The following is a 15998-nucleotide window of genomic DNA, read 5'->3' as shown; positions in this document are numbered from 1 at the left end:
GAACCCTGCTCACTCACATTCACCAAGGAGGAAACACATGACCGAGACCATCAACGACAACCTGATCGACGCCCACCGCTCGATCACCGAGGACATCAACGCCCTGAAGGGACAGCGAGTAGAGGTCATCAGGTCTCTGATCTCCGCTGGGATCGAGGCAGACGAGGAGGTCAAGGGAGACCTGGAGCTCGAGCTCTCCAAGGCCCAGGCCACCGTCAAGGCTCTCTCTGACACCCTCGCCGCCGCTGAGGCAACCAAGGCCGCTCTGGACAGGCGGATCGACGGGGGAGACGACTCTGTGTCTCCACTGGAGGTCGTGGAGGCTGACATGGCGATCCGTGCGACCAAGGGAAAGCTGAAGCCAGCTGAGGCCGATCTCCGCAAGGCTCAGCGTGCTGTGGATCCTCTCCTCGCCGACAACCATCTGGCCCTGTTCGTCGCCGACACGATCTCTGAACTTGTGGACGTGCCGGTGCTCGTACGCAAGCGTCCCGGTGACGTGAAGGGGATCGCTGACGCAGTGATCCTCAGCCAGACCGAGCCGACCAAGGGCTACGGAACCGTGAAGGCGAGTGGCATCGTCCGAGTGACCGAGCGAGGCGTCACCGGGCTTGACCTGGAGGCGCTGGAAGACGCTCTCCGAGGCACCGGGTCTGAGGTCAACGTTTACGGCGACGTAATCGACTTCGACTCTGCTCTCTGGCCGGTGACTCGACTCGCACAGCCCTCCGTCCTCGCGGTGTCGCAGTTCGCTGAGGCACTAGAGCAGACGTTCGGGGCCGAGATCCAGCGAGGCAAGAAGGCGGGCAACTCGTACGCCTACTACAAGCCGCTCTGGCAGACCATCGAGGCGTCTCTGGACGTGATCGAGGCAGGCACGGCCAAGGGCAAGGTCGTCGCCGTCTTCGGCATTCAGGACGAGTACCCGCCCCTCTACCAGATGCAGGGGTTCATCAACGATGCGATCAGCCACTTCCGCGCTGGCGTTCACACGTCGGCCGGCGTGCTCAGCAAGATCAACGTGGCTGAGGTCAAGGACTGTGGCCCCTGGGTGCCCGAGGGCCAGCCGCGCATCTACAACCGGATGTACGACGGCAAGTTCGGCATCACTGTCGAGCTGGACTTCACCTACGAGCCGGTCGAGGTCTCCGCATGACCTACGTCAACCCGTACGTGAGCGATCGAGAGTTCATCAACGGCGACTCTCGGCTGTCTCGGAAGCAGGCTCGCGATGACCTGATCCAGGCAAGGGCCGAGGACGGCATCGCCGCCGCGATCTTCACCAAGCCGCACAACCCCGCAGTCATGCCCGCCTGGGCGAAGCACCCTGCCCACTGCCGGTGCCGTGACTGCTGCCCCTGCGGCTCCTGCCGCAACCGCCGATCCATCGAGTCCGAGGAGGACTGACAAATGAGCAACACCATCCAGATCAAGCGACCCGGCAGCGAGGCCGTGGCTTCGTTCGCTCAGAACCTCAGCGAGCTTGCTGCTGAGCGTGCGAACACCTTCTGGGCCGACGAAGAGCCTTTCGAGGCCGCGGACGCCCACAACGGCTGATCCTGAGTCGTCAGGTGTGGGGCGAGAGGAGTTGCGCTCCTCTGTCCGCACCGCCCCGTGCCTGACCCAATGACCGCACACACCAAGGGGCGCTCTCCTGCCGAGGAGGGTGCCCCTTTCGCATGTCCAAAGGAGGACAACCATGACCAAGCACCTGACCGACTACGAGCGCGAGACCATCCTCAACACGACGGATGCCGACGACTACCTGACGATCTGGACCGCACAGAAACCGGTCCTGAGGGCTCTGCGGAACAAGGCCAAGCAGAACCAGAACATCACCGAGACCAAGAGCGGCTCGTACGGCTCCTCGCCTTGGGCAGAGTTCCGCATCCCGGTCACCGACGTCTCCTGGAGTGGTCTGGTGAAGCGAGGGGGAGAACTCCCCACCGAGACCCTGATCCACCCTGAAAACAGCGGGGCGACCGTTGTCAGCGGACGAGGATCGTACGTTCCGGCCAATGAGCGCGAGACCAAGGCGATGACGAGCGACTTCGCCAACACTCTCGTCATCGAGACCTACCAGAGGAAGGTCATCACGGCTCTTCGGAACAAGGCCAAGGCCAGCGACAAGATCACCGAGGTCGCAAGCCGCTACGAGGGAACGACCGAGTGGGCCATGTTCGAGATTGACGGTGAGGACGCCAGTTGGAGCGGCTTCATCAAGCGGAAGGGATCACCGCGCCGGACTTCCTTCTCGTCGGCTGAAAACGCCGGGGCGACCGCTGCCAGCGAGCAGGAACGGGACGCTGCATGAGGCAGACGAGGAAGTTCATCGGACTGGCTCGCTGCCCGAGCTGTGGGAACGAGTTTCCGATGACCAGCGGCGTCCATCGCTACTGCACACCCAGGTGCAGACCCGCCAAGGCACCGAAGGGTCTGCGCAAGAAGGGTTCACGTTCGTACACCTGTTGCGACTGCGGCATCGAGGGAGTGGCTGGCAAGGCTGGTCCGCTCCCTCTTCGCTGCCCGAAGTGCAGGGACCTGCGAGACCGCTACACCCAACAGATCCGTGGCCGCAGGCGACGGGTGGCAAGCACCAAGACGACGAGGAGCAACACATGACCACTATCAGCACCGACGATGACCTGGACCTGATCTTCACGGGCTTCCGCGACGGCATCGCTGAAGATGCCAGCGACGGCTGGACGATGTTTCGGCTCGCGGACGGCGACGAGTTCGCCCACTGGCAGACCGAGAAGAACCGCGTCGAGGTTCTGGACGTGCTGATCCAGCACAACACCGGGCAGGTGACCGTCGAGTTGATCTACAACGGCGACTTCGATGCGATCGCCAACCTGCCCTTGGGCAACTTCGTGCAGATCGCTCCACCGCGCCTCTCGGCGTTCCTGATCGACAAGGTGCCGACTCTCCGACGACTCGACTCGGGAGAGGAGGTCTGATGGACACGTACCCGAGTCCGGCCTACCTCCTCGGTTCCCTGATCGAGGACGACGTGGCTCATGAGCTCGCCCTGAAGATCGCCGAGGGCTACGCCGATGCCCGCGAGAGCCTGACTGACGAGCAGACGCACAAGTGGCTCAACGCGGTGCTCACCAAGTTGGGTCCGATGGGCGATCACCCGAACACCGCCATGAGCGTCCTCTGTCTCCCGAGTGAGCACCGGAGCGACCAATACGACAACCTCGCCACTGCGGCGGGGTGGAAGGAGGGCTGATGCCACGTCCTCGAAACCGATCCACCGACCTTGCTCCCGGCAGTGAGCGCGCCCGCAAGAGCCGTGGACAGGACAAGATCACCAAGGCTGAGTCCAAGCCGCTGCTGGCGATCGAGGCCGATCCCGAATGGCACCCGATCGCTCGTCAGGTCTGGGAGGCCGGCCTGGAGTCAGGTCAGGCTGAGTTCTACGAGAGCTCCGACCTGTCGATCCTCTTCCTCACGTGCGAGGGAGTCGATCACTGGCTCTCACAGGGTGGCCGTCGATCCCCGGAACTCCTCCGAGTGCTCATGCAGAACCTCAACAGCCTGCTCTTCACCGAGACTGATCGTCGCAAGGCACAGATCGAGTTGGAGCGTGTCCAGGAGGATGACGACGGCGTACTCGCCAGCGTCTCCGCGATCTTCGAGTGAGATCCCGCCGCAGGAAGCCGCGCTAGCGGTCGCACGATCCGATCTGGTTGCGACGACAGGCAGGGGAGCGATCTCCCTTGGTCCGCACCCTGTCGTCGCAAGTAGAAGCACGCTGAGCCCCGTCTGGGATGCCGTCATGGCCTCTCAACGGGGCTCTTTCGTGCGTCCCCGAGACATAGGTAGAGCCACAGGCGTCTCGGGTCACCTGTGGCTCTGTTCAAGAGGCTAGCCACGGGTGCGCCGACACGCAGGAAAACGCGGAAACTCCTCCTCGGGGCGACCTCCAGCTCCAGACCTCTGAATGCAACGCGAGTCTTGCTGCTATGACGTGGCGGTCCAGGCCCCCGCGCCGAGGGGGTCATAGGGGGAGGGGCTGACCCGAACCGAACAAACGTTCGACCAGTTGGCCGACTCGTGGTTGATCGAACGTCTGTTCGACTACCTCTCGCCTGGATCACGCGGGCAGGGCAAGCGAGCAAGGCAGGCAGGCTCACGGGCTCAGTGGCGCGCGCTTGCCTGTCAGGCACGACGACAGGGGACCGGGGCACCGCGCCTGCCCGCGTCCCGTCGTCGCACGCTGGGCCACGCCACCGGCTCATGTCGGGCGGCAGTGTGTCCGCCTGACACACCTAGGGGAACGGCTGATCTGAGCGTGAATGGCGCTCACTGGCGGGCATGGTTTGACAGGTGGGTACCCACCATGTAATGTTCTTCCTGTCGCAAGGCACCGGGGTCAACCGGAACCGAGCAAGCATCCTCCAAGCGGGGCTCTGCCCGAGTCGGATCTAGACCCGCCAGTGCGGCAGCAGACAGGCCCGCGTGAGTGGTCCGGCGCTTCAGTCCGGGGATCAGATCGCGGTGACCGCATGACCCTTGAGAACTCAACAGTGGAACGGAATGAGTGGTGGGTACCCACCGTGACAACTCACGCCTATAGCAACGGTCGAGAGTGCGAGCCCGAGTAGAGCCGTGCGCCATGACCTACCCGGAGACGGGTGGCGAGCGATGCCGGGTGCAAGTCCCGGCGCACTCACTGAGGGGTCACACCCGTGAACCCATGAGCCCGAGAGGGAAGACCATGACCAAGATCAGCACCCGTGACGCTCGCCAGATCGCTCGCTACGCGGTGAACCGTGACCCCTTCAAGACGCATGGCGCTCTGGAGGGTCGAGAGACGCTGGGCCGCTGGGACTCTGGTCGCCTGCCGAGTGAGTACGTGGAGTCCTTCCTGACCGCTGACTACGCGGTCTACTCCTACGCAACGCCGATCGCATGGCACGTCCCTGACTTCGGATGGGTGATGCCCGAGACGCGCTACTCGCTGACGACCACCCGTCACCAGTCCACGGTCAGCTACGCCCTCAGCCTGGGCATGATCCGCCCCGTCGTCGCCGCATGACTGGTGGGTACCCACCACCTTTGATCCGAGAGGAAGACACCATGAGCAAGATGCTTGGCCCCATGTCGGGGCGCTTCACCGAGCACGTCCTGACCTACCCGCTGGGCACCGTTGACGACGACGGCATCTGGACGCCTGACTACTACGGGCAGACCGTGGCGCTGGCTCGCCACCTGGACGGCGAGTTGTACGACCTTGCCGGGGGATGCATGGGCGTGGTGCGCCCCGCTGGTGCTGACGCTCCCGAGGGCGCTGTCTGGGAGGTCTACGCCTACTCGCCTGACATCGCTGAGGTCGGTGACTGCACCATCGCTCGCTGGTACATGAGCGAGCACGACGACCTGACTGAGCCCGTGGTGCTCCCCGGAGTCACGGCCTTCTGCGACGACGAGGAAGACGCCGAGGAGTGGCCCACGTGCGAGACGTGTGGCGAGCCGATCGACTACTGCCTCGGACACGGGGTGATCTGACATGGCGACGATCACCGGAGACCTGAAGGTCTGTGACTGCTGCGCCCTGATGCTCGCCAACGGCGACGACTCGGGATGCCGTGACTACTACGGGCACACACATGACGCCGGGGCGCTGCTGCCCATGACCAGCGTGATCGCTGGTGACCCGGAGGAGTGGCAGGGAAGCCACCCGTGGCTCTGCGACGGCTGCGACGAGTGGCAGGCGTGGGGGAGCAACCGCTGGCCCGTCGTCGTCTTCGGCTGACTGCCTGACCTCTTGTGGGAGAGACGTGCCTGTGATGGGAGCACGTCTCTGCCCGCTGGGTGCCAGACACCCGAGACGTTCACACCCGTGAACGCCTCACGACCACCTGAGAGGCAAGAGACATGACCACCAAGACCAAGAGCACCAAGACCGCTGAGGCTGCCGTCCTGGACGCCGCTGGCGACGTTGTGAACCTGACCATCGTGAAGCCGTCCGACGTGGCCGGCACGCCTGCCGCTGAGGCAGCTCGACTTGATCGGGAGATCCGTGACGGCTTCCGCGTGGTGCTCCACTCGCACGATGCCCTCCTCAACCTGATCGAGGAGGCCAAGGGTCAGCAGATCCACAAGATGCTCAGTGACCCGGCGACCGGCAAGGCGTACAAGTCCTGGACTGCCTACCTGACTGACGTGCTCGGCTCGCTCAACGTTGACGTGAAGACGCTGAGCACTCAGTCCCGGCGTCACCTGTTCGTCCTGATCTACAACGCGGGGATGCCTCAGAAGGCGATCGCCGAGGCTCTGAAGGTCTCCGCTGGTGCCGTCAACAAGGCGATCCAGCAGGGTCGGGAGAGCGGTGACGTTGACGCTGACCGGGAGACCGTGGGCCGTGACGGCAAGGTCACGAAGAAGACGAACCAGAGCAAGGGTGGCGACGACGACTCCAAGGTGATCGCGGACGCCAAGCGTCTCCTGACCACGGCCAAGCGGATCGCTGCGGCTGAGATCGAGGAGGCTGACAGGGAGCTCCTGAGTGACCTGCTGACTCAGGTGCAGGCCGAGCTCACCAAGGCCAAGAAGGCGACCAAGGCGTGAGTGGGCGACGCCTGGACCTTGGCAACACTGTGCCGTCGATGCACTTCCTCGCCAAGAGGGAGGAGCGTCAGGTGCCGTGGTCCGTGGTCGCTGAGGTGCTCAGTGATCCGCACGTGACTGAGAGTCACGCCGGACACGTCAGGTACGTCAGGGACGGACTGACCGTTGTGGTCGCTGAGCGACCCGGCCGGCCAGCGGTGTTGGTGACCCTCTTGCTCCGTCGTCGTGAGCAGTGGGACAGGGAAGACGTGCGAGAGCACGTCAGGGATCGAGCGAAGCGCCCGAGTGACTGAGAGGTCCGAGGAGTGACAGTGCGGCCCGGTGAGAGTGATGGTCCCACCGGGCCGACGCTGCCAAGTCTACGGACGAGGAGGGTTCACACCTGTGAGCCCATGAGCGCCCACGAATGAGAGGAGAGGGCAGTGAAGGCTGAGATGATGACCCGCATGGCGACAGGGGACAAGCGCGGCGGCGACAGACACAAGGGACCGCCGCAACGCAAGGTGAGGATCGAGGACGACCTCTGGAATGAGGCTCAACAGGTCTACGGCGTCCCTGAGCGCCCCGGCCCCGGTGACCGGACGATGACGCGACTGATCGAGGATCTGCTCACCTTGTATGTCGATGGAAAGATCGACCTGGACCCGAGGGCGTAGGTGCCGCCGTGAAGCTCAGTGCCGACAGCATCACGGAGCAGGTGATCGCTGGGGTCATCATCGCGGCGATAGTCGCTGTCCCTGGAGTTCTCTGGTGGGCATGGCACAAGTTCGACGTGACCGCCCGCATCCGGCGTCAGGTCGAGGTCGCCAAGGTCTCCGAGCAGCAGACCGCAGACGAGCAGGTCGCGGTGATGCGCAAGCAGGTTGTCGAGACCGCTCGCGAGCTGGGCATCGTCATCCCGATCTCTGTCCGGGGAAGTCGGCCCCAGATCGTCACCTTCAGTGATGGGCGAGTGTCCTACTACTACGGCGACATTCCGACGCTGAAGCGGTTGCTAGGCAACCCGCCGAAGACTGATCCGACACGCAGTTTCGGTGGGCCGAACCCGTACCGTCCGGTATCTCGCTGGGGACGCGAAGACCTGGAGGACTGGCTGAGGGAGCACGCCAACTAGGCGACTGCCGGTTTCGGCTCCTAGGCGAACAGTTCGCCAATAGGGTGTGGGACATGGCAGTCGAGTCGGATCTATGCCCCAGGTGCAAGCACCGTTGGGACTTTCACCGCAGTGGCATGGGTTTTCTGGGGCTGTCTGGAGGCCGCGATGTGCCATGTCGAGTAAGTGGGTTCATTGAGGCAGGCCGGACGCAGAGTCTTCCCCCTTGCCACTGCACCGTGAAGCCGCCTGAGCAGACGCTGGGGACACAGGCGCTCGGTGCTCTCAGGAGCCTAGTCGTGCTTGCTGTTTTGGCTGGTTGCGTTGCGCTGGTGTTCCTGCTTCTGGCGAAGCGCTCGGGCTACTGAGGCTCAGTCGCGCAGGTCAATGACCACGGGGGCGTGGTCAGAGGGGGCGCCCGCGAACACGTCCGGGTCTCGTTCCTCGCGGTCGATGAATGCGCCAGTGACTCGCTCAGCGAGTGGAGGGGAGCAGATCGCGAAGTCGATCTTGAGGCCACGGTCCCTCTGGTATCTGTTACGGTAGTAGTCCCAGTAGGTGTACCCCTCCGCGTGGGTCCGGGTCACCTCGAGCCAGCCGTCCTCCTCGAACGCCGAGAACGCAGCCCGCTCCGGCGGCGTCACGTGCGTCGAGTTGCGGAACTGCGCGACGTCGAAGACGTCGGCGTCGGTGGGGCAGATGTTCCAGTCGCCGACGAGCGCGGTCGGCACCTCGCGCCACTCCCCGGCAGAGGCGCGGAGCGCGGCGAGCCACTCGAGCTTGTAGGCGTAGTGCGGGTCGTCGGGCTTGCGGCCGTTGGGCACGTAGAGGGACCAGATGCGCACGCCGCCACAGGTCGCGCCGAGAGCGCGGGCCTCGCTCGCGTCCTTGAAGGTCGGCATGCCGGGGAAGCCCACGGTCACGTCCTCGAGCCCGACCCGCGACACGATCGCCACGCCGTTCCACTGGTCGTAGCCGACCGCGGCGACCTCGTAACCGAGCATCTGCAGGCCCATCTCGGGGATCTGCTCGACCTTCGCCTTGGTCTCCTGGATCGCGAGCACGTCGATGTCGTGGCGCTGGAGGAAGGCCTCGACTCGGTCGATGCGGGTCCTCAGTGAGTTGACGTTCCAGGTGGCGATGCGCATGACGCAGAAGCCTAGGCCGGACGGGCCCTCAGCCGTCGTCGAGGGTGGCGAGGATGCGACCGCAGCGCTCTGCCATCTCCGCTGCGGTGCGGTCGGGGTGGCGCAGCCACCAGTTGACGACTGCGGACACCGAGCTCATCCAGATGCTGGTGAGGAGGTCGCGGTCGTCCTTCTCGAGGGCGGCGAAGCGGTCGAGGTTCGCGATGCCGCGGGTCGCCTGCTCGGCGATGGTCCGGCGCTGGTCGCGCGCGACCTTGCCGGCGTCCGTGCTCGACGGGGCCGTGCGGTCGTTGAGGACGTTCCAGTCCTGCTGGCGGCCGTCGAGGCCCTCGAAGATCGCGGTGAGCGTCGCCAGCGCCATGTCCGCCGGGTCGACGCGCGAGGTGATGACCTCCTCGATCCGTACGGCGAGGTTGCTGCCGGCCCGCTCCGCGCAGGCCGCGTGGAGCCCGTCCTTGGAACCGAAGTAGGTCAGCACGAGCGCCTTGCTGACCCCGGCCCGCGCCGCGATCGCACCGAGTGAGGCCCCGGCATAGCCCTGCGCGCCGAACTCCTCGCGCGCCGCATCGAGCAGCAGTGCCTCTCGCTGGTCGCGGGGAAGCTTGGCGGGGGAGGGTCGGGCGGCCACCAGCCTGAGGGTACTCAGGCGCCGTGCCGCCGTGCCGCAGAGGAGTCCTCCGACGAGCGGTAGCCGCGGGCGCCGAGATGATCAGCTAGTCGCGGCGTCACGAGGTTGGCGACCTCGCAGACCCGGGCGAAGAGGGTGGTGTTGACGACGACTGGCCGGTCCTCGAGTGCGCGGACGACGCGCCGTGCCGCATGCTGGGCGGTCTCGCCCCGGCCGGCATAGGCCTCGGTGGGAGCGGTCATGGGCGTCTGCACCAGGCCGAACCGCATGTTGGTGAACGTGACGTTGTCAGCCCAGGTCTCACGGCCCGCGATCCGGGCCCAGGTGTCCAGCGCGGCCTTCGACGCGATGTAGGCCGTGTACCGAGGCGCCTTGATCTGGATGCCCCACGTCACGATGTTGACGACGTGGCCGAACCGCTGCGCCCGCATCGCCGGCAGCAGACCCATGGTCAGCCGTACCGGGGCGATGTAGTTGATCGCCATGGTGCGCTCGAAGTCGTGGATCCGGTCGTAGGCCAGGTCGAGGGAGCGCCGGATCGACCGGCCGGCGTTGTTGACCAGGTAGTCAATCGCGCCGTGCTGATCCAGTACCTCCGCCACCAGCACGTCGACCGCAGGACCGTTGGTCAGGTCGCACGCGTACGCCGATGCACTGCCGCCTGCTTTCTCGATGGCCCGGCGTACCCGTTCGAGCTCGTCGGCGCGTCGGGCGACGAGCACGACGTGCCCACCACGGAGGGCCACCTGCAGCGCAGTCTCTTCGCCGATGCCCGAGGACGCACCGGTGATCATCACGACGCGCCCCGCCAGCGGGCTGGGGGCGCCGGTCACCCGTCGTACGCCGCGGGAGAGGAGCGCTCGCGGGGTCTGCAGCAGCAGCGACATCAGACGGCGCCGGCCGGAACGAAGCGGGCGGGGTCGTCGTGGGGCGGCAGGACGGGGGCTCCGTCGACCGGGTTCCAGCCCGGTGGGCCGAAGACGTACCCGAGCTTGGCGCGCAGGCCCTTCGCGCGGCGTACGTCGCACCAGATGTTGCGGTACTCGCCGTACTCGAGCTCGATCAGGTTGTAGGTGTCGACAGGCGTGGTCAGGCCGTACGTCGGGGTGTGGATCTCAGGCTGGAAGGTGCCGAACAGGCGGTCCCAGATGATCAGGATGCCGCCGTAGTTGCGGTCGAGGTAGATGTCGTCGGAGCCGTGATGGACACGGTGGTGCGACGGGGTGTTGAACACGTACTCGACCGGGGCCCAGAGCCGGCCGACGCGCTCGGTGTGGCTGAAGAACTGGTAGACGAGGTTGGCGCCGAAGACCACATAGATCATGAACGGCTCGAAGCCGAGCAGGGGGAGCGGCAGCCAGAAGATCGCCTCGGACCACGGGTTCCACTTCTGGCGCAGCGCGGTGCCGAAGTTGAAGTACTCGCTGGAGTGGTGGGCCTGGTGCGCCGCCCAGCCGATGCGGATCCGGTGCGAGAAGCGGTGGTTGCAGTACCAGGTGAAGTCGGTGACCAGCAGGAGCAGGGCCCACGACCACCACGTGACGGGGATGTCGAAGAGGGCGAAGTTCTGCCACAGGTAGACGAAGAGGACCAGCGTCAGCGTCTTGAAGACGAGCATCGCGACGAGTGCGCCGGCCCCCATCGAGAGGCTGGTCCGGGTGTCGATCGGCAGGTAGCCCTTCCCGGCGGACGCCATCGCGTCGTTCTTCGCGTCCCAGGCGTAGAAGGCGGCCTCGAGGGCGATGACGACGGCGAACACGGGCAGCGCGTAGAGGATCGGGTTCTCGATCGCGTGCCAGAAGGCGGTGAGGTCCATGGGCGTCTCCTTTTCTTGACCGATCGGTTAATTTACCGATCGGTCAAGAAGGTGGTCAAGGAGACGTACGTCGCACGCGCGCCGGTGCTGCTGGTCGTGCTCCGTCCTCAGCGCGCGGGGTCGACCAGGATCTTCGCGTGGCGCTCGGGATCGCCGAGGTCGGCGAAGGCCTGCGCCAGTCCGTCGAGCCCGACGGTGCCGGTGTGCAGCGGCGACGGGTCGACCTCGCCCGAGGCGATCATGCCCAGCGTGTGCTGGAACTCCTCGGGGTCGTAGGCGAAGACGAACCGGATCTCGTGCTCCTTGTTGAGCGCGAGCGTGGTGCGCACGGTGTCGGGCTCCATGCAGACACCGACGCCGACGATCCGGGTCCGGACCGGGGCCTTCGCCATGATCTCGTCGAGCACGCCCGGAACGCCCACGCACTCGAAGACGACGGGTCCCGCCGGCGCCGCGCCGATCCTGTCGCCTATGCGCAGCACCCGGCCCCACGGGAAGAACGGCACCTTGCGCATCCCGCCGATCGCCGTGAGCCCGAAGTCGGCGAACTCGGTGACCGAGCCCATCGGCCCGGGGATCTTGTACGCCGTCCACGGCGACTGCTCGCGCGGGTCGACGACCACGGTGGCACCGCACTGGCGGGCCAGGTCGCGTCGGGTGGGGGAGAAGTCCGAGGCGATGATCGTCTTCACGCCGGACGCCTTGAGCATCAGGATGATCGCCAGCCCGATCGGGCCACAGCCGATCACGATCGCGGGGCGTCGGCCGACCTCGCCGCGGCGTACGGCATGCCAGGCCACCGCGAGCGGCTCGACGAAGGCGGCCTTCTCATCGTCCACGCCGTCGGGCACCTCGAAGGCGAAGCCCTCCTGGACGAGGACGTACTCGGCGTACGCGCCCGGTGCAGCGACGTCGAAGCCGGTCATGTGGATCTCGTTGCCGTGCTTCACCATCGGCAGGGCCACGACCCGGGCGCCGGCCTTCCACCTACGGCGGGTCCTGGGTCCGCGGGCGACGAGCTCGCCGACGAACTCGTGCCCGAGCACCACCTGCTGCTCGGGCGCCATGATCGCGGGGTAGTCGAGGTCGACTCCGAGAGCATGCAGGTCGGCGGTGTGCGATCGCGCGTGCAGGTCGGAGCCGCAGATCCCGGCCCGTACGACCTTGAGGAGGAGTTGCCCCGGCCCGGGCTGGGGGACCGGCAGGTCCACCACGCTGAACTCGCCCCGCTGGACTACGGCTGCCCTCATCGTGTCGCTCATGGCGCGAGACTAGGGGCTGGCGCCGACATCCGGCACCGACCCGCTCAGCTCCGCGTCGGCGGGGCCGCCGCGAGCAGTCCCTCGAGAGCGCTGACGAGGCGGCCCTTGTCGTAGCGGGGTGGGTCCTGCAGCACGAGTCGGCCGAACTCCTCGGCCATCGCCAGCACGATGTGCGAGAGAATCTCGGCGTCGACGAACGGGCCTCCGCGCAGGTCGATGCCGGCCTCGATACCGGCCTGGAGGTAGCCGCGGATGAGCTCGCGGGTCTCGGCGATCCGGTCGCGCACGACCGCGGGGGCTCCCGCGGTGAGGCCGAGCACCGGTCGCCAGACCTCCGGGTCGGCCTGGACCTGCTCGACGAGGAGGTCCATCGCGCGCAGGATCCAGGTGTCGACGTCCGCCGGGCTCCCGGCCTCGTGGAGAAGGGCCATCGCCTGCCCGAGCGCCCGGTCGCGGGTGCGGTCCAGCAGGGCGTGGAGGAGTGGCTCCAGGCCGTCGTACGCGCCGTAGACGACCGGCCGGGTGACGCCGGCCTCCTTGGCGATCGCCTCGACGCTGACCTCGTCATAGCCGTCGCGCACCAGCACGGTCAGGGCCGCGTCGAGCAGCTGCTCGCGGCGTTCGTCGACGGGCAGTCGTGCCGCGTAGCGTCGGCGCGGTGTCTGTGACGCTGTGTCTCGGCTCACGCCGGAAACGCTATCCGCGACGCCCTGGCGCATGCGAACCTACGGGCCTGTAGAAAATTGCTACGACCCCGTAACAAGGAGGCGCCGGGATGCTCGGCATCAAGACCCGCAAGCAGATGTTGAAGGCGTACGAGCCGCAGGCCGACTACGGCTTCCTCGGCCCGGACTCGGTCTCCTGGAAGGTCTGGTCGCACCCGACGTCGTACGTGCTCGGTTTCGCACGCGCGGTGACGATCGAGCACTTCGATCCCAACCTGGCTGCTGCCGTCATCCAGTCGGGCGGCGTGAAGTACCGCCCCTCGACGCGTTACGGCCGCACGCTCCGCTACTTCGCGATGCAGCTCTTCGGTGGCGCTGAGGTCACCGCCAAGGCGGCTGACGTCCTGGTCAAGGTGCACTCCAAGGCTGTCGGGCACGACCCGGTGACTGGCGGCACCTACGACGCCAACTCGGCCGACTCGCAGCTGTGGATCCATGTCACCGCGTGGCACTCGATCCTCAAGTGCTACGAGATGTTCGGCCCCGGCAAGCTGACCGAGGCGGAGGAGAACCAGTTCTGGGCAGAGTGCCGCGAGATCGCCAAGCTCCAGACGATCAACCCCGACGAGGTCCCCGCGACCCGCGCCGAGGTGCACGCCTACTTCGAGGCCTGGCGCCCGCGCCTGGCCGCCTCCGAGGGCGCTCAGGACATGATCCACTTCATCATGCCGCTGAGCGTCGCGCTTCCGCCGTCGATGCCGGCCTGGCAGAAGAAGGCCCTCGCGCCGGTCATGTGGACGATGAGCAAGGGCGTCATCTCGACCTACCCCAAGCACATGCGCGACATGGCGAACCTCCAGCAGGGCCCGCTGCTCGACGCCTACGCGCTCGTCGGCAACAAGGCGCTGCACAAGCTCTTCGAGCGCTCCATGAACATCCGCCTCTGGATGTTCTCCATGCTCGCTCCGGCTGCCGTCGACGTCGCCGCGCCGGCCATCCTCGGCATCACGCCGGTGAGCGACCGGATCTGGGAGGTCCGCGAGGCCCAAGCCCACTTCGGCTTCGACGTCCCGGGCGAGGCGCACCACGACATCCGCGCCAAGCAGCGCGACCGCGTCTTCAACAAGGGCCTCAAGCCCTCCGACGCCGGCCTCGAGGAGTCGCAGGCCCACATCGGCTCGATGGACGTCCACAACCCCGAGAAGCTCGGCGCCTGATCCACGCCGTACGACGAAGCGCCCCGGAGCCAGCTGCTCCGGGGCGCTTCGCTGTGTCGTGCGCCTCGGTTTGGGCTGAGGGGGAGACGGGCACCGATGGCCCATGGCTCCCGGAATCGTCCTCCTCGTCATCGGCGGCATCTTCGCCTTCGCGATCACGGCCGAGTCGTCGTGGCTCGACACGGACATGCTCGGGCTCGTCCTGATGCTGGGCGGAGTGGGCTTCATCGTCCGCTCGCGGATGGCGCGCAAGGAGGTCACCACGCGCGACGTGGTGCGCGGCCCGGGCCCGGTCGACGCCTCTGCCCCCGAGGGTGACGTCGTCGAGCACACCGAGCTCGTCCGCCGCCTCGATTGACCGCGAAGGTCACTCCTCCGACGCTGCGCGGCTGCCCCACTGCCACCGTGGGGCCGGTCCGTGCTGCCGGGTCACGCTCAACAGCCAGAGCGTGTAGCCCAGCGTCCAGACGAGGAACGCCAGGACGCCCTTGCCTCCGTAGTCGTCGCGGAGGAAGAGGAACGCTCCCGAGGCGACGAAGGCGACGTACCCGGCGACGACCGCCCAGCCCTGCCAGGTCACCGGGGTCCAGCCCCATCCGTAGCGCTTGCGGGTGAACCAGAGCTGCTTCGTGGTCATGGCTCCATCCTCCGACCCGACGCAGCCGTCGCGCATCGTCCGGAGGTCTGCGCCGGACCGACTTTCGTCGGTAACGGGCGGGGGTGCCGGGAGTCAGTCGCCGAGGCTGTGGCGCAGCCAGTGCGGCATGGGGCTCTTGGCGATCGCGACCACGAACGTCAGGTTGAGGCCGAGGCCGATCAGCGAGATCCAGCCGATCGTCGCCCAGTTGCCCAGCTCGCTGAAGATCACCAGCGCGGCAGAGGCGACGAGCACGGCCTGGATGCCGATGAGCACGAACGCCTGCCACGTGACAGGGACGAGGAGCTGCCCCAGGTTACGGCGGTCGAACCAGTAGTGAGGGTGGTGCGCCATCTGTGCTGGCCTTTCGTCTGATCCTGCCTGGCCTTCGAGGCCACCGTGGCACAGATCACGTTACTGCGCGACGATTGGCGCGCCAACGTGGACGCGTGAGCGCGCCGAGACCGCCTCAGTCGTCCTGTCCGGCGAGGCGCCACTGCGGCGCCGGGCCCTTGACGAAGCCCACCAGCAGCAGCGCGCAGAGGGCGAACGCCGAGGTCGCGCCGTACGCCGCGGCACCGAGCACGCCGGGTGCGGCGCCGAGCAGTCCGGCGAAGGCGAGGGGGACGAGGACGAGCGCGACGGCGAGGGCCCAGCCCTGCCAGGTGATCGGCGTCCATCCCCGGCCTCGGGCGGTGCGGGCGAACCAGTGGTTGCGGGTCATCGTGGACTCCTCTCGAACGTGGGTGCAGGCGGTCTCCTCCATCGGGACCGCCGCGGTGTCCTGAACTCTGCGACCTCCTCGTTCCGGCGCCTGTCACCTGCCGGTTCGCGGCCGTAACACCTTGCTCACGGCCCAACAGCGCCCGACGACGGCCCGACAGTGGCGGGGCTGGCGGCGGGGCCGGCGGCCGGCGGGTGCGTCGTCAGCGGGGTCCGCCGTACGCGGTGTC

At 66.8% G+C, this 15998-nt stretch carries 24 protein-coding genes; 15 read left to right on the top strand and 9 right to left on the bottom strand.

What is annotated here, in order from left to right:
• The first annotated feature begins 37 nt into the window (after positions 1 to 37).
• The 13 genes from VLF38_RS13095 (at position 38) to VLF38_RS13035 (ending at position 7693) form a co-directional block, all read left to right on the top strand.
• Positions 38 to 1156, top strand: coding sequence for a hypothetical protein (locus VLF38_RS13095; RefSeq protein WP_325271686.1), 1119 nt, complete (start codon positions 38 to 40; stop codon positions 1154 to 1156).
• A complete protein-coding gene (locus VLF38_RS13090) occupies positions 1153 to 1407 on the top strand; it encodes a hypothetical protein (protein ID WP_325271685.1) in 255 nt (84 codons plus the stop codon). Before VLF38_RS13095 ends, VLF38_RS13090 begins: the two co-directional genes overlap by 4 nt.
• 3 nt (positions 1408 to 1410) lie before the next feature.
• Positions 1411 to 1557 carry a hypothetical protein gene (locus VLF38_RS13085; RefSeq protein WP_325271684.1) on the top strand — a complete coding sequence of 49 codons (147 nt, stop codon included), beginning with the start codon at positions 1411 to 1413 and terminating at the stop codon, positions 1555 to 1557.
• Positions 1558 to 1699: 142 nt separating this feature from the next.
• Entirely contained in the window at positions 1700 to 2314 is a 615-nt protein-coding gene (locus tag VLF38_RS13080) for a hypothetical protein (protein WP_325271683.1), read from the top strand.
• Positions 2315 to 2618: 304 nt separating this feature from the next.
• A complete protein-coding gene (locus VLF38_RS13075) occupies positions 2619 to 2960 on the top strand; it encodes a hypothetical protein (RefSeq protein ID WP_325271682.1) in 342 nt (113 codons plus the stop codon).
• A complete protein-coding gene (locus VLF38_RS13070; protein ID WP_325271681.1) occupies positions 2960 to 3235 on the top strand; it encodes a hypothetical protein in 276 nt (91 codons plus the stop codon). The genes VLF38_RS13075 and VLF38_RS13070 overlap by 1 nt, the downstream gene beginning before the upstream one ends.
• Positions 3235 to 3648, top strand: a complete 414-nt coding sequence (locus tag VLF38_RS13065; protein ID WP_325271680.1) for a hypothetical protein — start codon at positions 3235 to 3237, stop codon at positions 3646 to 3648. Before VLF38_RS13070 ends, VLF38_RS13065 begins: the two co-directional genes overlap by 1 nt.
• A gap of 1078 nt (positions 3649 to 4726) precedes the next feature.
• Complete coding sequence (locus VLF38_RS13060; protein WP_325271679.1) at positions 4727 to 5047, top strand: hypothetical protein; 321 nt, start codon at positions 4727 to 4729, stop codon at positions 5045 to 5047.
• 41 nt (positions 5048 to 5088) lie between these two features.
• On the top strand, positions 5089 to 5517 hold the full coding sequence (locus VLF38_RS13055) for a hypothetical protein (protein ID WP_325271678.1): 429 nt from the start codon (positions 5089 to 5091) through the stop codon (positions 5515 to 5517).
• A gap of 1 nt (position 5518) precedes the next feature.
• Entirely contained in the window at positions 5519 to 5764 is a 246-nt protein-coding gene (locus VLF38_RS13050) for a hypothetical protein (protein WP_325271677.1), read from the top strand.
• 122 nt (positions 5765 to 5886) lie between these two features.
• On the top strand, positions 5887 to 6579 hold the full coding sequence (locus VLF38_RS13045) for a sigma factor-like helix-turn-helix DNA-binding protein (protein ID WP_325271676.1): 693 nt from the start codon (positions 5887 to 5889) through the stop codon (positions 6577 to 6579).
• A 422-nt stretch (positions 6580 to 7001) separates the two neighbouring features.
• Entirely contained in the window at positions 7002 to 7235 is a 234-nt protein-coding gene (locus tag VLF38_RS13040; protein ID WP_325271675.1) for a hypothetical protein, read from the top strand.
• A gap of 8 nt (positions 7236 to 7243) precedes the next feature.
• Positions 7244 to 7693 (top strand): hypothetical protein, encoded by a 450-nt coding sequence (locus VLF38_RS13035; RefSeq protein ID WP_325271674.1) that lies wholly within the window; start codon positions 7244 to 7246, stop codon positions 7691 to 7693.
• Positions 7694 to 8043: 350 nt separating this feature from the next.
• Here VLF38_RS13035 and VLF38_RS13030 read toward each other — a convergent pair whose 3' ends face one another.
• The 6 genes from VLF38_RS13030 to VLF38_RS13005 form a co-directional block, all read right to left on the bottom strand.
• On the bottom strand, positions 8044 to 8820 hold the full coding sequence (locus VLF38_RS13030) for an exodeoxyribonuclease III (protein ID WP_325271673.1): 777 nt from the start codon (positions 8818 to 8820) through the stop codon (positions 8044 to 8046).
• Between the two features lie 28 nt (positions 8821 to 8848).
• Positions 8849 to 9448, bottom strand: a complete 600-nt coding sequence (locus VLF38_RS13025) for a helix-turn-helix domain-containing protein (protein WP_325271672.1) — start codon at positions 9446 to 9448, stop codon at positions 8849 to 8851.
• A gap of 14 nt (positions 9449 to 9462) precedes the next feature.
• A complete protein-coding gene (locus tag VLF38_RS13020) occupies positions 9463 to 10335 on the bottom strand; it encodes an SDR family NAD(P)-dependent oxidoreductase (RefSeq protein ID WP_325271671.1) in 873 nt (290 codons plus the stop codon).
• Positions 10335 to 11264 (bottom strand): sterol desaturase family protein, encoded by a 930-nt coding sequence (locus VLF38_RS13015; protein WP_325271670.1) that lies wholly within the window; start codon positions 11262 to 11264, stop codon positions 10335 to 10337. The genes VLF38_RS13020 and VLF38_RS13015 overlap by 1 nt, the downstream gene beginning before the upstream one ends.
• Positions 11265 to 11371: 107 nt before the next feature.
• A complete protein-coding gene (locus VLF38_RS13010; RefSeq protein WP_325271669.1) occupies positions 11372 to 12526 on the bottom strand; it encodes a zinc-binding dehydrogenase in 1155 nt (384 codons plus the stop codon).
• A gap of 44 nt (positions 12527 to 12570) precedes the next feature.
• Positions 12571 to 13212, bottom strand: coding sequence for a TetR/AcrR family transcriptional regulator (locus VLF38_RS13005; RefSeq protein ID WP_325271668.1), 642 nt, complete (start codon positions 13210 to 13212; stop codon positions 12571 to 12573).
• A gap of 89 nt (positions 13213 to 13301) precedes the next feature.
• Here VLF38_RS13005 and VLF38_RS13000 point away from each other — a divergent pair, with 89 nt between their 5' ends.
• Positions 13302 to 14408 (top strand): oxygenase MpaB family protein, encoded by a 1107-nt coding sequence (locus VLF38_RS13000; RefSeq protein WP_325271667.1) that lies wholly within the window; start codon positions 13302 to 13304, stop codon positions 14406 to 14408.
• A 103-nt stretch (positions 14409 to 14511) separates the two neighbouring features.
• Entirely contained in the window at positions 14512 to 14766 is a 255-nt protein-coding gene (locus VLF38_RS12995; RefSeq protein WP_107700550.1) for a hypothetical protein, read from the top strand.
• 9 nt (positions 14767 to 14775) lie between these two features.
• Here VLF38_RS12995 and VLF38_RS12990 read toward each other — a convergent pair whose 3' ends face one another.
• The 3 genes from VLF38_RS12990 to VLF38_RS12980 form a co-directional block, all read right to left on the bottom strand.
• On the bottom strand, positions 14776 to 15045 hold the full coding sequence (locus VLF38_RS12990) for a hypothetical protein (protein WP_325271666.1): 270 nt from the start codon (positions 15043 to 15045) through the stop codon (positions 14776 to 14778).
• A 93-nt stretch (positions 15046 to 15138) separates the two neighbouring features.
• Entirely contained in the window at positions 15139 to 15399 is a 261-nt protein-coding gene (locus tag VLF38_RS12985) for a hypothetical protein (protein ID WP_325271665.1), read from the bottom strand.
• 115 nt (positions 15400 to 15514) lie between these two features.
• On the bottom strand, positions 15515 to 15769 hold the full coding sequence (locus VLF38_RS12980; protein ID WP_325271664.1) for a hypothetical protein: 255 nt from the start codon (positions 15767 to 15769) through the stop codon (positions 15515 to 15517).
• Positions 15770 to 15998 lie beyond the last annotated feature (229 nt).

The sequence above is a fragment of the Nocardioides sp. genome (assembly GCF_035481145.1).
Taxonomy (GTDB): Bacteria; Actinomycetota; Actinomycetes; order Propionibacteriales; family Nocardioidaceae; genus Nocardioides.
This window is presented reverse-complemented; position numbering and strand designations above follow the sequence as displayed.